The following is a 13,796-nucleotide window of genomic DNA, read 5'->3' on the forward strand; positions in this document are numbered from 1 at the left end:
CTTCTACGGTTGACCGGTGGTGGGCACACAGCTGAACTGGGACCAGTACGCGACCGCGTGGGCGCGGCTGCACGGTGGGTTCGATCCCCGTAGCGCCGCGCCCGTGGTGCGCGCCTGGCTGCGCTTCGCGTACCACGTGGGTTTCGTCCTGGGTCGGCTGCGGGTCGGCCCGACCGCGGTGACCGTGTTCGGGGTGCTGCTCTGCTTCTGCGTACCCCTGCTCGTGGGTCGGGCCGGCGACGGGCCGTTCCTGGGCGCGTTGTTCGTGCTGCTGGCCGCCGTGGCGGACAGCGTCGACGGCGCGGTGGCGGTGGCCACCGGACGGACCACCCGGCTGGGCTACGTCTACGACTCGGTCGCCGACCGGCTCGGCGAGGTGGCGTGGCTGATCGCGTTCTGGCTGCTCGGCGCGCCCGGCGCGTTGGTCGCCGCGGCCGGCGGCCTGTCCTGGTTGCACGAGTACGTGCGGGCCCGGTCCGTGTCGGCGGGGATGCGCGAGATCGGCGCGGTGACCGTGGGGGAGCGGCCCACCCGGGTGTGCGTGGCCCTGGTCGGGCTGCTGGTCGCCGGGCTCACCGGCCTGATCGACGTCGACCTGACCGCCGGCACCGTCACCATGGCCACCACGGTGTGGGTGCTGCTCGCCGGCTTCGGCCTCGGCCAGTTGCTCTCCGCGGTCCGCCGCGCGCTCGTCGACGCCGGCTGACCCGCCCGACGGGTGTTAAGCGGGGGCCCCGCCTCTACCGAAAACGTTAAGCGGGGGCCCCGCCTTACCACCCCGGCCCGACGGCGGCGGCGACGATCTCCGCGGAGAGGGTCACCATGGGCAGGCCGCCACCGGGGTGGGTGGACCCGCCGACCAGCCACAGCCCGGCGGCCGGGCCCCGGTTGGCCGGGCGCAGCAGCCCGCCCGCGGTGCCGTAGATCGCCCCGCCCGGCGCGCCGGTGGCCGCGTCCAGGTCGGCCGGGGTGCGGACCTCCGAGAACACCAGCCGGTCCCGCACGTCCACGCCCCGCTCGGCAAGCACGTCGAGGATCCGCCCCGCGTACGCCTCGGCCAGCCCCGGCCGCCGCCAGTCCACCGCGTCCGCGGCGGTGCCGTGCCGGGGCGCGTTGACCAGCACGAACCACGCCTCGTGGCCGTCCGGCCGGACCGCCGGGTCGTCGGCCACGGTGACGAACACGGTCGGGTCGGACGCCGGACGGGCCCGCACGCCGCGACCGGGGTCACCGAAGACGGCGTCGAACTCGGCGTCGTAGTCGCGGGGGAAGAAGACGTTGTGGTGGGCCAGCCCGGAGTCACCGCGTACGCCCAGCAGCAGCACGAAACCGGCCAGGCTGCGGTCGGTGAGCGCGGCCAGCCGGCGCGGGTTCGGCAGCAGGTCCCGGTAGACGGTGAGCGCGTCGGTGTTGGCCACCACCACGTCGGCCGGGACCGGCGCGGCCGACCCGGCGACGCGTACCCCGTGCACCCGGCCGCCGGCGGCGTCGATCCGGGTGACCGCCGCGTCGGTGCGCACCACCACGCCGAGGTCGAGGCAGCGGGACAGCAGCGCGTCGGCGAGCGTGCCCAGCCCGCCGCGCAGATACCAGCCGCCGTACGCCAGCTCGGCGTAGGGGACGGCGACGAGCGCGGCCGGGGCGCGGCGCGGGTCGGCGCCGGTGTAGGTGGCGTACCTGTCGAGCAGCATCCGCAGCCGCGGGTCGGACAGGTGCCTGCGGCCCAGCCCGCGCAGCGTGCGGCCGGGGGCGATGGCGGCGAGGTCGCCCAGCCGCCAGGCCAGCGCGGCCAGGTCGCGCGGCGAGTCCACGGTGCGGCGCAGGATGTCCCGGTGCGAGGCCGTCCACACCCGCTCGGCGCGGCGCCACAGCCGCTGCCAGTCGGCGGCGGAGCGGTCGCCGAACGCGGCGCCGATCCGGGCGGCGAACTCGTCCGGGTCGGCGCAGGAGTCAAGCGCGGGGCCGCCGCCGGGGAAGACGTGCCGCACGATCGGGTCCAGCGGCACCAGGTCGAGGTATTCGTCCAGTTTCGCGCCGGTGGCCTCGAACAGGTCGTGGAAGACCTGCGGCAGGGTGAGCAGGCTCGGCCCGGTGTCGAAGCGCCACGACCCCTCCGCGGTGTGGTGCGCGTACCGGCCGAGCTTGCCGCCGACCGTGCCGGCCCGTTCCAGGACGGTGACCTCGTGCCCGGTGACCGCGAGCCGGGCGGCGACGGCGAGGCCGCCCACGCCGGCGCCGATGACCACGATGCGCGCCATGGCGTGCCCCTCCTAGATGACCGGGCGACCCCGCCAGGTGAGCCGGCGTCGCTTCCGCAGATGGTACGACCGGACGGTCAGCCAACCGAGGACCACGACCGACACGGGGTGCGCCAGCGCGTCGGGCCAGGCCCGCCCGCCGGTGGCGCGGGCGCTGACCACCCGCCCGGCCGCCCCGGCCAGGTAGGCGCCGAACGCCGCGCCGGCCACCACCGGGGCGCCGGCCGCCAGCGCCCCGGCCGCCAGCAGCGGCGGCGCGGTGTAGAGCAGGAGCAGCAGCGCCAACACGACGGCCGCGGCGCTCGGGTGCCCGAACGTGGCCCACAGCGACTTGGTGTAGCCGTCGCGCAGTTGCGGCCAGTCGTCGTACATCCGGCAGGACGCCAGCCGGGAGCCGTCGGCCAGGGCGATCCGGCCGCCGGCCCGCTTCACCGCCCGGGCCAGCTCGATGTCCTCCAGCACCTTGTCGGCCACCGCCGCGTGCCCACCGGCCCGCAGGTAGCCGGCCCGGTCCACGACCAGGAACTGCCCGCCCGCCGCCGCGAGGGACGGCCGCCGCGAGCGTTCCATCGCCCGCAGCGGCAGGAACGTCAGCCACAACCACTGCAACAACGGCTGCACCAGCCGGTCCGCCGCCGTCCGCGCCACGATCCGGGGGTACGGCGACAGCAGCGTCACGCCCGCCGCGCGCAGCTCGGTCACCGCCGCCGCGACCGCGTACGGGGTGAGCACCACGTCGGCGTCGACGAAGGCCAGCACCGTCGGGCCCGGGTCGACGCGGGTGGCGAGCTGCCAGCAGGCGTGCGGCTTGCCCAGCCAGCCGGGCGGCGGGGCGACGCCGGTGAGCAGCGTGACCCGCGGGTCGGCGCCGGCCACCGCGCGGACCACGTCGGCGGTGCCGTCGCCGGAGCCGTCGTCGAGCACCACGATCCGCAGCCCGGGTACGCCGCGCTGGGCGAGCAGCGCGCGCAGGCACGGGGTGACCCGGTCGGCCTCGTCGCGCAGCGGCAGCAGCACCGCCACCGCCTCGGTCACCTCGGCCGGGCCGGCGGCCGGGCGGCGCAGCCAGGCGACCGCGTTGACGAGCGTGTGCCCGGTGAGCGCGGCGACGGCCACCACGAGCGCGAGGGCGGCGGTCATGCCGGCGCGTCGACCCGGGGCGGGGGAGCGTCGGCGCCGGCGCGGTCGCGGCGACCGCGCCACAGCACCACCGCCAGCGGCACCGCCGCCACCGCCATCCCGGCCGCGCCCCACAACGCGGACGCGGGCAGCCGGAGGAAGACCGCGTGCGCCAGCACGCTTGAGGCGTACGTCCAGAGGTAGAGCGCGAACATCGGGGCGTCGCGGCGGTCGACCCGGTCGACGGACGGCCCGGCGAGCGGGCGCAGCGCGGCGGCCAGCAGCACCGCGAAGCCCAGCCAGCCGAGGTAGTTGCTGACCGGGATGCCGGGCAACCCGGGCAGCGCCGGGCCGCCGCCGAGCCAGGTCCAGTACCCCTCGGCGACCATCTGCGGATCGAGGAACAGATCCCACGCAGCCAACCCCACCGCCGCGAGCGCAAGGCGGGGGCCCCGCTTAACGTTTTTGGTAGAGGCGGGGCCCCCGCTTAACACCTGGGTGATCCGGACCGCGGTGAGCCACGCCGGCCACGCCATCCACGTCCACGCCAGCGGGATGATCAGCGGCACGCCGGCCAGCTTCGGGCCCAGCTCGCCGGAGTAGTCGTAGCTGCCGAACGGGAACCCGGTGGCCACCCCGAGCGCCTCGACCGCGAACCCGCCGCCGGTGGCGACCGCGACGAGCGCGGCGGCGGCCCGGGCGCCGCGGGTGAGCAGCGCGTGGCCAACCGAGAGCAGCCAGCCGAGCAGCACGGTGGCCACGGTCAGCCCGGCCCGGGTGGCGCCGCCGGTGAGCGGGTAGCAGATCTGGGCGAGGACCAGCACGGCCAGCAGCGCCCAGGGCAGCCGGGCGCCTCTGATCGTGCCGCCTTCCGGTCGCGACCGCGGGGCCCGCAGGCCCGGTTCGCTCCTCGCGCTCACGTCCGGTCCGGCGCGGGCAGCGGCAGATCCCGGCCGAGCACGCCGAACGGCCGCTCGTCACCGGGGAAGTGGAAGTGACGCAGCACGTCGACGAAGCCGAACCGGCGGTAGAGCCGCCAGGCCCGCGACGCCTGCTCGTCCGCCTCCGGGGTGGACAGCAGCGTGGTGTCGCCCTCGGCCATGGTGAGCAGCGCCCGGAGCTGGCGGGCGCCCAGGCCGTGCCCCTGCGCCGGCGGCCGGACGTGCAGCTCGACCACCTCGAACGGGTGGCCCAGCCAGCGCTGCCGGGCCTCCGCCTTCAACGCCCGGTGCACCTGGTCGTGCCACCACTGGCCGGTGGCGCCGAGATAGCCGTACCCGAAGCCGGCCAGGTGCCCCTCCGAGGTGAGGCTGGCGACGGCGCGGAACCCGGGCCGTCGGACGTGGGTGGCGATGTAGCCGCGCCGGGCCTCCAACAGGTCGGCGCGGTAACCCATCGCCTCGCCGTAGACGGCCACCACGTCGTCCAGCCGCCGGACCAGGTCGTCCGGCGTCCAGCGCACCAGCCTCATGCGTTCCCTCTCGCCGAGTCGGGGTCGCCCTCGGCGGCGACCCAGCCGAGCACCGTACGGTCGCCGACCACGTCGCCCACCGCGAACCGCGCGAACAGTTCCTCCGCGTACCAGCCCTCGGTGGGGGTGCGGGTGATCGCGGCGCGGTGCTCGGGGGAACGGTACGCGAACGCGACCAGGTCCGTCGGATCACGCCACACGCTCACCGTGCCCTGCCAGCCCAGCGGCGCCTCGCCGACCCCCAGCCGGGCGAGCAGGCCGGGCGCGGCGTGCAGCTCGGCGGCGACCGGCGGGATCGCCCGCCAGAACGTGGCCGCCCGGCGGGGCCGCAGCCGGGCCCGGGTCAGCGCCAGCACCGGCCCGGTGACCCGCCCGCCGGTCGGCGTGCCGAACGGCTCGTGCCCGGACCACCGGCCCCGGCTGGTCAGCGGGCGCAGGTCCAACCGGACGGCAGCGTGGGCGATCCGGGCCCAGGAGCGGGCGACCGGGGAGGCGTCGAAGCCGGCCGCCGCGCCGGGGGAGTCCCAGACCACGAGCGCGGCCCAGCGGGTCAGGTCGGCGTCGCCCGGCCCGAAGCCGGTGCCGGTCCCGGTGCCGAGCAGCTTGGCGAAGCGGACGCCGGGCAGCCGGCGCAGCCGCGCCGGGTGGGTCGCCATCCGGGCCAGCGCCCCGGGCAGGGACCGCCGGGGTACGCGCCACACGTGCAGCGTGACCAGGTCGGGGTTCACGCCACCTCGGCCGGGGCGCCGCCGGTGATCCGCAGCAGTTCCGCGTACGTGGTGGGGAACACCGCCTGCGGTACGCCGCCGGCCGCCCACACCTCGTCGTACCCGGCGAGGGCGGTGTCGACGACGGTGCGCAACGGCCCGGGATGGCCGACCGGGGCGACCCCGCCGATCACCTGCCCGGTGTGTCGCTTGACGAAGTCCGGGCTGGCCCGGCGCAGATGGGTCACGCCCAGCGTGGCGGCCAGACCGGCGGTGTCCACCCGGTGCGCGCCGGAGGTGAGCACGAGCAGTGGCGCGTCGTCGGCGTCGAAGACAAGCGAGTTGGCGATGGCGCCGACGTCGACACCGAGCGCCCCGGCCGCCGCGGCGGCGGTGTGCACCGCCTCCGGCAGCAGACGAACGACGCTGGCCCGGTCGGACCCGTCGAGCGCCCCCGCCCCGTCGAGCGCCAGTTGCACCGCCCGCACATTCGGATGTGGCTGCATGCCCCCCATTCTCCCCCCACCCCTCTCCCACCCCACCCCACCCCGCCCCCGCCCTCGCCCTGGCGATCATGAAGTTGACGGCGATGTGGATCTCTGTCGGGGCCGTCAACTTCATGATCGCCGCGCCTCGGCCCGAGGGCGTCTCTTGTGGGCTTGATCAAGGAGTTTGCGTCGAGGTTCGACCTCGGTGATGACGCAAACTCCTTGATCACCCGGTTGGCGCGGCCCGCCTCAGCGGCCCGGCCGGCCCCCTCACTCACTGGTCAACGGGTTGCGCGGGTGGTGATGAGGGCTTCGATGCCGTCGAGGATGCGGGTGAGGCCGAAGTCCAGGGTGGGGTCGGGGGAGAATGCGGTGGGGGCGGGGGGATCGGTCAGGGCGGCGACCAGGGCGGGGAAGCGGGTCTCGCGACCGCGTACCAGCGCGGCGAACGCCGCCTCCCGGCCGGAGTCGGGTGGCAGGCCGGCCAGGTTGCGGGCGTGCCCGACCAGCAGCGCCGCCACGTCGAGCCGCTCGTGGGCGGTGAGCCCGGTGCCGGCGAGCGCGGCGACGACGCGTTCCACCCAGGACAGCTCGTTCGGCCCGGGCAGCCGGGCGCCCACGGCCGCCGCCTCGGCCCAGGGGTGCCGGCGGAACCGTTCGACCAGCCGCCGGGTCCAGTCGTCGAGCTGCACGCGCCACCCGTCGCCGGCCGGCGACGGAATGCCGGGTGCGGTCCGTCCGGCGTCCGAGCCGGCGTCCGCGTCCGAGCCGGCGTCGACCGGTGGCGGCTCGCCCAGCGCCGCGTCCAGCATCAGGGCGACCAACTCGGCCCGGCCCGGCACATAGCGGTAGAGCGCCATCTTGGTGACGCCCAGCGTCTCGGCGACCCGCTGCATGGTCAACCCGTCGAGCCCTTCGGCGTCGGCGACGGCGATGCCGGCGCGGGCCACGGCGGCCGGCGACAGGGTGGGGCGCGGCCCGCGCCGAGGCCCGGCCGGCATACCCCAGAGCAGCTCGAACAGCCGCTTCTTGTCCACCTCGCCGGCCCGCACGGTTGCCCTCCCACCTCCGGCGGCCCGGGTCCGCCGTCAGGCAGAGGATACGGTGGCCCGCCCGGGCCAGCCCGGGGTCGCCCGGACCCGGCCGTCGGCGGTCACCAGCAGGGCCGCGTACCCGTCCAGGGTGGCCAGCCAGTCCGGCGCGTCCGCGCCGCCGGCGACGGCCGCGGTCGCGTACACGTCGGCCCAGAGCAGGTCCGGGCCGACCACGGTGACCGACCGGACGGCCTGGGCCGGCCGGCCCGCGCGCGGGTCGGTGATGTGCGTGCCGCGCCGCGCGGTGCCGGAGGTGGCGACCGCGCCGCCGGTCCGCTCGACCACGTCGAGCATCCGCTCCGGCCGGTCCGGGTCCTCGATCCCGATCCGCCAGGCCGGCCGGTCCGGCGCGGCCCGCAGCAGTACGTCCCCGCCCGCGTTGAGGCACAGGTCGTGGCCGTCCAGGTCGGTCAGGTGCCGGGCGGCCCGTTCCACCGCCCAGCCCTTGACCAGGCCGGACGGGTCGAACCCGAGGCCACCGAGCGGCAGCGGCAGCCGGCGGGCGTCGAACCGTCCGCCGGTACGCGCGCGGGCCGCCTCGCAGAGCCCGGCCACCTCGCGTACCAGCGGGTCGGCGGTGGCCGCCGGGCCGGGCGGCGCGCCCCGGAGGCGGCCCAGCACGCTGTCCGGACGGTAGGTGCTGAACACCGTGTCGGCGGCGCGCAGCTCGGCGAAGACCCGCGCCACCCGTTCCTCGACCGCCCGGGTACGCACCCGCGGGCCGCGCAGGTGCACGCTGATCGGCAGCCCCATCACCTGCTCCACCCAGGCCCGCCGGTCCGGCCCGCTCACCGCAGGTGCGCCGCGTCGATGGCGGACTGGAGCGACTCCCGGTAGCCGTCGCTGGTGACGGTGGCGCCGGAGACGCTGTCGATCCGGGCGCTCTGCGCGGTCAGGGCCTCCTGCCGCAGGATCGGCACCGCGTAGTCGTTGATCTCCCGGTCCCGCCGGTTGCCGTCGGGCACCCGGACGGCCGTCACGTCGGTGATCTTCCCGCCGGAGACGGTGATCCGCACCTGCACCGGCCCCCATCGGGTCTGCGCCACCGATCCGGTCGCCGTGCCGCTCGCACCGCCGCCGATGCTGCCGCCGTCGGACCCGGTGCCGCCGTCGGACCCGGTGCCGCCCTCGGGCCCGGTGCCGCCGCCGGCGGGGTCGGAGCTGCCGCTCCACGAGCTGCCGCCCGGGTCGCCGCCGGTGGCGACCGCGCTGGTCTCCCCGCCCGCGCCCATGGTGCTGGTCCGGTAGCTGAACAGCAGCACCAGCGCGGTCACGGTGGACAGCAGCCAGATGGTGATCCGTCGCACGGATCCTCCCTTCGCGCCCGTCACCAGGCGAAGCGTTCGTGATGGACGTGCGCGTCGGGCACCCCGGCCGCGCGGGTCGCGGCGCGGACGGCGTCGACCCAGCCGTCCGGCCCGCAGAGGAAGACGTCGTGCCCGGCCACGTCGGGGGAGAGCCGGCGCAGCGCCTCGGCGTCGGCCAGCCCCTCGGCGTACGCGGGCAGCCAGGACGGCCGCGCCGCCCGCGGGCCGACCAGGTGGTGCACGACCAGCCCGCGCTCGGCGGCCAGCCGGTCCAGCTCGTCGCGGAAGGCCAGGTCATCAGCGGTACGCGCGCGGTAGGCGAGCACCGCCTGGCCGGGCGCGTACGGCAGCTCCCAGAGCAACGCCAGCAGCGGGGTGAGGCCGACGCCGCAGGCCAGCATGGTGAGCCCGCCGCCGCGCCAGTGCTGTCCGGTGAGCCGCCCGTACGGCCCCTCGATCAGCACCCGGGTGCCGGGGCGCAGGGCGGCCACCCGGGCACTGCCGTCGCCCAGGTCCTTGACCGTGATCCGCATCAGGTCCCCGTGCGGCGGCGCGGACAGCGAGTACGGGTGGGCGCGGGACCAGCCGGGGCCGTCCAGGAACCGCCAGAGCAGGAACTGCCCGGCCCGTACCGGCAGCCGGTGCAGGTCCCGCCCGCGCAGCCAGACCGAGGTGATCCCGGGCGCCTCGGGCACCACCGCGGCCACCTCGACCCGGTGCCGCAGCGAGCGCCAGGCCGGCACGCCGAGCCGCCAGATCAGCACGCTGGCCAGGGCCAGCAGGTAGACCGTCCACCAGTAGGCGCGGGCGAGCGGCGAGGCGAGGAAGTCGGCGCCGGTCCAGAGCTGGTGCGGCAGCGCCAGCGCGACCCCCAGGTAGGCGTAGAGGTGCAGCAGGTGCCAGGACTCGTAGCGCAGCCGCCGCCGGGCCGCGCGGACCGAGGTCACCACCACCAGCGCCAGCAGCGCCAGCGCCGCGGTGGCCAGCAACATTCCGGGGTACGTGAGGACCAGGTCCCAGGTCTCGGCGAGCACTCCCTGACGGGCGGTGCCGGCGTACCCGAGGACGGTCAGCAGCACGTGCGCCAGGAGCAGGTGGAACGAGACGAAGCCGGCGAGTCGGTGCCAGCGGGCGATCCGGTCCTGGCCGAAGCGGCGCTCGAACAGCGGCACCCGGGCCATCAGCACCACCTGGATCAGCATCAGGTCGGCGCTGACCAGACCGGCGAGCCGGCCGAGCGAGGTGAGCCCGGTGGCCGCGCCGGCCAGCAGCTCCTGCACCCCGCGGTCGGCGGTCCACAGGGCGGTGACGACCAGCAGGCTGAGCACCGCGAGACTGCCGGCGACGTCGGCCCACCAGGTGGGAGCGGCCGGCGGGACGGGGCGTACGGCCGGTCGGCCGGCCACGCCGGCGGTCACCGGAAGATCTTTTCGGTACGGCGGACGCTCATGGGGTAAACCGTGGGCCGGTGAGTTCCGGTTCTCCTTTGCCGGGGCTGTGCCCCGGCTGAGAATCGCGTCGCCCACCCGGCGTGTCTCCGGTGCGTCACACGTTGCGTTTTTGTCGGCGGGGAGGTGTACTGTCAGGGCAGTTAGAACGAGTGTTCGATTCGGTCGCGGTTGATCCAGTCCCCGCGCGATCGGGTCGCACACCGTCAGCAAGCTCCGGAAGCGGTGTTTCGCGGCACCGGCTTCCGGAAGGTGCGGCTCCGCGGGCCGCACCGGGCTTCGGACGTCGCGAGTCCGAGCCCATCTGGCAGGTCGTCGCCCGCCGCCCACGACCCCCGGGTGGCGGGCGACGGACCCGCCGGCACGCCGGCCGGGTGTGGGTGTGGGGAAGCGTCCCCACCCGGCCGGCCGCCAACACCGGTGCGTCTTCCTCCGCACCGACCGCTCCGGGCGACCGGGCGACGGTTCCCCGTCGCGCGACCGCCCGCCCCGGCCACACGCGGAGGAGAGACCCATGCCGACCAGTCCGGCCCAGGCGCCCACGGTGCCCGCGCACGTGCTGCCGCACCGCACCCCCGCTCAGCTGCTCGTGGTGGCCCGCGACGGGTTGGCCGAGGCCGCCCGCACCCGCCCCGACGGCCTCCGGTATGCCGCCGCCCACCTCGCGGCGCTGCGCGCCGCCGCTGCCGTGCTCGCCGCCCGCGCCCGCCCCGCGCCGACCCGGCGCAACCGGGTCACCAGTGTCTGGGTGCTGCTCGCCACCGTCGCCCCCGAGCTGGACGAGTGGGCCGCCCTCTTCGCCGCCGGCGCGAGCAAGCGGGCCGCCGCCGAGGCCGGCATCCCCCGGGTGGTCACCGCCCGGGAGGCCGACGACCTGCTCCGCGGCGCCGAACAGTTCGTGACCGTGGTGGAGTCCGCGCTCGGCCTGGCGCACCAACCGGCGCTCGACGGCCTGCACCGGCCCCTGGCTGCCGTGCCGCGTCGCGGGACGGCCGCCGCCTGAGTCGTGGCGCCCGGCCGCCATCGGCGGGACCCGGGTGGCCGGGCGCCGCTCCCCACGGCACGCGCGTGCCGACCGCAGATCCACCGCATCACACGATCCACAGCACTGCTGATCCACAGCGCCACCCACGGGCCGGGCCCGGGGCAGAACACGACGGGGGGTTGGTCCGATGGCGGGCCGCATGGTGGTCGGTTCCGCCGCCCTGGCCGAGCTGGTGCGTCCGGCGAGCACGCCCGACCCGGCCGGCGGCCACCGGGTGCTTCCCGTCCGGGCCGAGCTGACCGGGTTGCTGCCCAACCGCGGGCTGCGGCGCGGCAGCACCGTCGCGGTCGGCGTCGGCCGGCCCCGGCACAGCGGCGCCACCTCGCTGATCCTCGCCCTGCTCGCCGAGGCGTCCCGGGCCGGCTCGTGGTGCGCCGTGGTCGGCGTACCCACCTTCGGGGCCGGTGCGGCGGCGGAGGCCGGGATCGCGCTGGACCGGCTCGCCCTCGTGCCCGACCCGGGGCCGGAGTGGCCCACCGTCGTGGCCGCGCTCATCGACGGGATCGACGTGGTGGTCACCGCCGTGCCGACCTCGGTCTCCGCCTCGGTCTCCGCCCGGCTGGCCGCCCGGGCCCGGCAGCGGGGCAGCGTGCTGGTCCCGTACGGCCGGTGGGACGGCGCGGACGTGACGCTCCAGGTGGTTCGCGGCGTCTGGCAGGGGCTCGGGCCGGGCCGCGGTCGGTTGCGCCGCCGCGAGGTGACCGTCTCGGCCCGCGGTCGGGGCGCTGCCGCCCGGCCCAAGGAGATCAAGGTGTGGTTGCCCGGCGACGAACTGACCCGGGTGATCCCGCGCTCGACCGGGCCCGCCGTCCCACCCACCGTCCCGGCCCGCCGGCTGCGCGTGGTGACCCCGGTGGGAGGTTCGCGTGAGCGTGAGGAGTGAGCCGGGTTTGCGAGCCCCGCAGTCGCGAGCTGAGGTGGGCTCCGTGAGCGCGAGGAGTGAGCCGGGTTTGCGAGCCCCGCAGTCGCGAGCTGAGGTGGGCTCCGTGAGCGTGAGGAGTGAGCCGGGTTTGCGAGCCCCGCAGTCGCGAGCTGAGGTGAGCCCGTGAGCGGCGGCCCGCCGCGTGCCCTGCTGCTCTGGTGTCCGGACTGGCCCGTCCTGGCCGCCGAGATCGTCGACGGGGTGCCCGCCACCGACCCGGTCGTGGTGCTGCACGCCAACCGGGTGGTCGCCTGTTCCGAGCGGGCCCGGGCCGAGGGGATCCGGCGCGGGCTGCGCCGGCGGGAGGCGCAGGGACGCTGCCCCCGGCTCACCGTCGTCGACCACGACCCCGGCCGGGACGCGCGGGCGTTCGAGCCGGTGGTGGCCGCCGTCGAGGAGGTGGTCGCCGGGGTCGAGGTGATCCGACCCGGCGCGTGCGCCACCGCCGCCCGGGGGCCGAGCCGCTACCTCGGCGGCGAGGAGGCGGCGGCCGAGCGGATCGTCGAGCATGTGGCCCAGAGCTGCGCGGTGGAGAGCCAGGTCGGCATCGCCGACGGGGTCTTCGCGGCCGGGCTGGCGGCCCGGGAGGGGCAGATCGTGCCCGCCGGCGGCACCGCGGAGTTCCTGGCCGGCCGTCCGGTCGAGGCGCTCGGCCGGCCCGCCCTGGCCGACCTGCTGCGCCGGCTCGGCGTACGCACCCTCGGTGACTTCGCCGTGCTGCCCGCGGGGGACGTGCTGGCCCGGTTCGGTTTCGACGGGGCGTTGGCCCACCGGCTCGCCGCGGGGCGGGACGACCGTCCGCTGGTCGTCCGGCAGCCGCCCGCCGACCTGACTGTCACCGCCGAGTACGACGAGCCGATCGACCGGGTCGACGCCGCCGCGTTCGCCGCCCGGACGCTGGCCGAGAGCCTGCACGAGCGGCTGGCCGCGTACGGTCTGGCCTGCACCCGGATCGGCATCGAGGCGGTCACCGCGCACGGCCAGGAACTGCACCGGGTGTGGCGGCACGACGGCCTGCTCACCGCGGCGGCCATCGCCGATCGGGTCCGCTGGCAGCTCGACGGCTGGCTCTCCGGCAGCAACGGCCGGGGCGGGGCCCGCCCGACCCGGCCGACCGCCGGGATCATCCGGCTGCGGCTGGTGCCGGACGGCGTGCTCGCCCAGGCTGGTCTGCAACCCGGCCTGTGGGGTGAGGCCGGCGCGGAGCGGGAGCGGGCGCACCGCGCGTTGCACCGGGTGCAGGGCATCCTCGGCCCCGAGGCGGTGGTCACCGCCGTCCTCGGCGGCGGGCGCTCCCCGGCCGACCAGGTGCGCCTGGTCCCGTGGGGCGACGAGCGGGTGCCCGCCCGCCCCGGCCCACCACCGCTGCCGGCCCTTCCGCCGCCGGGCGTCACCCCACCCGTCCCGCCGGTCGGTTCCGCCGATTCGGGCGGGATGGCGGTGCGGGCCGGTCGCCGGGCCGGCCGGGTCAGGGTGGTGCCCGAGCCGCCGTGGCCGGGTCGGATCCCGCCGCCGGCACCGGCCGTGGTCCTGCCCGTCCCGCTGCCGGCCGAGGTGCACGACTCGGCGGGGGAACCGGTCGTGGTGAGCGCCCGACTGGCGGTCAGCGCGGCGCCGGCCCGGCTGACCGTGGGCACCGGCCGGCCGGCCGAGATCGCCGGATGGGCCGGTCCGTGGCCGGTGGACGAGCGCTGGTGGGCGCCGGCCGAGGCTCGCCGCCGGGCCCGGTTCCAGGTCTGCCTGGCCGACGGCACGGCCCTGCTGCTCGCGGTCGAGGGCGGGCAGTGGCTGGTGGAGGCCGTCTATGACTGAGCGGAGTGCCGCGCCGCGTTGGTATGCCCCCCTGCCGCGGCGGGCCGGCAGGGAAGATCTTGGAAGCTCGTGGCCCCTCGGGGGGCCGAAATCTTCCAAGATCTCGGCGGGCGCCGGGTGGGGGA

14 protein-coding genes are annotated in these 13,796 nt (G+C 76.9%); 4 read left to right on the forward strand and 10 right to left on the reverse strand.

All coding sequences use genetic code 11. The features are described 5' to 3' along the window. Positions 1-16: 16 nt before the first annotated feature. A complete protein-coding gene (locus O7602_RS07160) occupies positions 17-706 on the forward strand; it encodes a CDP-alcohol phosphatidyltransferase family protein (RefSeq protein ID WP_281587426.1) in 690 nt (229 codons plus the stop codon). 64 nt (positions 707-770) lie between these two features. On the opposite strand, the gene crtI is transcribed toward O7602_RS07160, so the two are convergent. The 10 genes from crtI to O7602_RS07210 all read right to left on the reverse strand — a co-directional run bounded on the left by crtI (position 771) and on the right by O7602_RS07210 (position 9,862). After that, a complete protein-coding gene (gene crtI, locus O7602_RS07165) occupies positions 771-2,258 on the reverse strand; it encodes a phytoene desaturase family protein (RefSeq protein ID WP_281587427.1) in 1,488 nt (495 codons plus the stop codon). Between the two features lie 12 nt (positions 2,259-2,270). Beyond that, positions 2,271-3,398 (reverse strand): glycosyltransferase family 2 protein, encoded by a 1,128-nt coding sequence (locus O7602_RS07170; protein ID WP_281587428.1) that lies wholly within the window; start codon positions 3,396-3,398, stop codon positions 2,271-2,273. Continuing rightward, positions 3,395-4,237 (reverse strand): carotenoid biosynthesis protein, encoded by an 843-nt coding sequence (locus tag O7602_RS07175; protein WP_281590182.1) that lies wholly within the window; start codon positions 4,235-4,237, stop codon positions 3,395-3,397. The genes O7602_RS07170 and O7602_RS07175 overlap by 4 nt, the downstream gene beginning before the upstream one ends. 56 nt (positions 4,238-4,293) lie before the next feature. Then, entirely contained in the window at positions 4,294-4,848 is a 555-nt protein-coding gene (locus tag O7602_RS07180) for a GNAT family N-acetyltransferase (RefSeq protein ID WP_281587429.1), read from the reverse strand. Continuing rightward, positions 4,845-5,576 (reverse strand): monooxygenase, encoded by a 732-nt coding sequence (locus O7602_RS07185; RefSeq protein WP_281587430.1) that lies wholly within the window; start codon positions 5,574-5,576, stop codon positions 4,845-4,847. Before O7602_RS07185 ends, O7602_RS07180 begins: the two co-directional genes overlap by 4 nt. Continuing rightward, positions 5,573-6,061 (reverse strand): YbaK/EbsC family protein, encoded by a 489-nt coding sequence (locus tag O7602_RS07190; RefSeq protein WP_281587431.1) that lies wholly within the window; start codon positions 6,059-6,061, stop codon positions 5,573-5,575. The genes O7602_RS07185 and O7602_RS07190 overlap by 4 nt, the downstream gene beginning before the upstream one ends. A 263-nt stretch (positions 6,062-6,324) precedes the next feature. Beyond that, positions 6,325-7,095, reverse strand: a complete 771-nt coding sequence (locus tag O7602_RS07195; protein ID WP_281587432.1) for a TetR/AcrR family transcriptional regulator — start codon at positions 7,093-7,095, stop codon at positions 6,325-6,327. Between the two features lie 36 nt (positions 7,096-7,131). Continuing rightward, positions 7,132-7,929, reverse strand: a complete 798-nt coding sequence (locus O7602_RS07200; protein WP_281587433.1) for an FAD:protein FMN transferase — start codon at positions 7,927-7,929, stop codon at positions 7,132-7,134. After that, a complete protein-coding gene (locus O7602_RS07205) occupies positions 7,926-8,444 on the reverse strand; it encodes an FMN-binding protein (RefSeq protein WP_281587434.1) in 519 nt (172 codons plus the stop codon). Before O7602_RS07205 ends, O7602_RS07200 begins: the two co-directional genes overlap by 4 nt. A 20-nt stretch (positions 8,445-8,464) precedes the next feature. Further along, the gene (locus O7602_RS07210) at positions 8,465-9,862 is read right to left on the reverse strand and encodes a ferredoxin reductase family protein (RefSeq protein WP_281587435.1); all 1,398 of its coding nucleotides are present in this window, start codon (positions 9,860-9,862) and stop codon (positions 8,465-8,467) included. A gap of 544 nt (positions 9,863-10,406) precedes the next feature. On the opposite strand from O7602_RS07210, the gene O7602_RS07215 reads away from it, so the two are divergent. The 3 genes from O7602_RS07215 (at position 10,407) to O7602_RS07225 (ending at position 13,671) form a co-directional block, all read left to right on the forward strand. Further along, positions 10,407-10,895, forward strand: a complete 489-nt coding sequence (locus O7602_RS07215; protein ID WP_281587436.1) for an SAV_6107 family HEPN domain-containing protein — start codon at positions 10,407-10,409, stop codon at positions 10,893-10,895. 169 nt (positions 10,896-11,064) lie between these two features. Next, positions 11,065-11,820 carry a hypothetical protein gene (locus O7602_RS07220; protein WP_281587437.1) on the forward strand — a complete coding sequence of 252 codons (756 nt, stop codon included), beginning with the start codon at positions 11,065-11,067 and terminating at the stop codon, positions 11,818-11,820. A 162-nt stretch (positions 11,821-11,982) separates the two neighbouring features. Continuing rightward, complete coding sequence (locus O7602_RS07225; protein ID WP_281587438.1) at positions 11,983-13,671, forward strand: DNA polymerase Y family protein; 1,689 nt, start codon at positions 11,983-11,985, stop codon at positions 13,669-13,671. Positions 13,672-13,796 lie beyond the last annotated feature (125 nt).

The sequence above is a fragment of the Micromonospora sp. WMMD1128 genome (assembly GCF_027497235.1).
Classification (GTDB): Bacteria; Actinomycetota; Actinomycetes; order Mycobacteriales; family Micromonosporaceae; genus Micromonospora.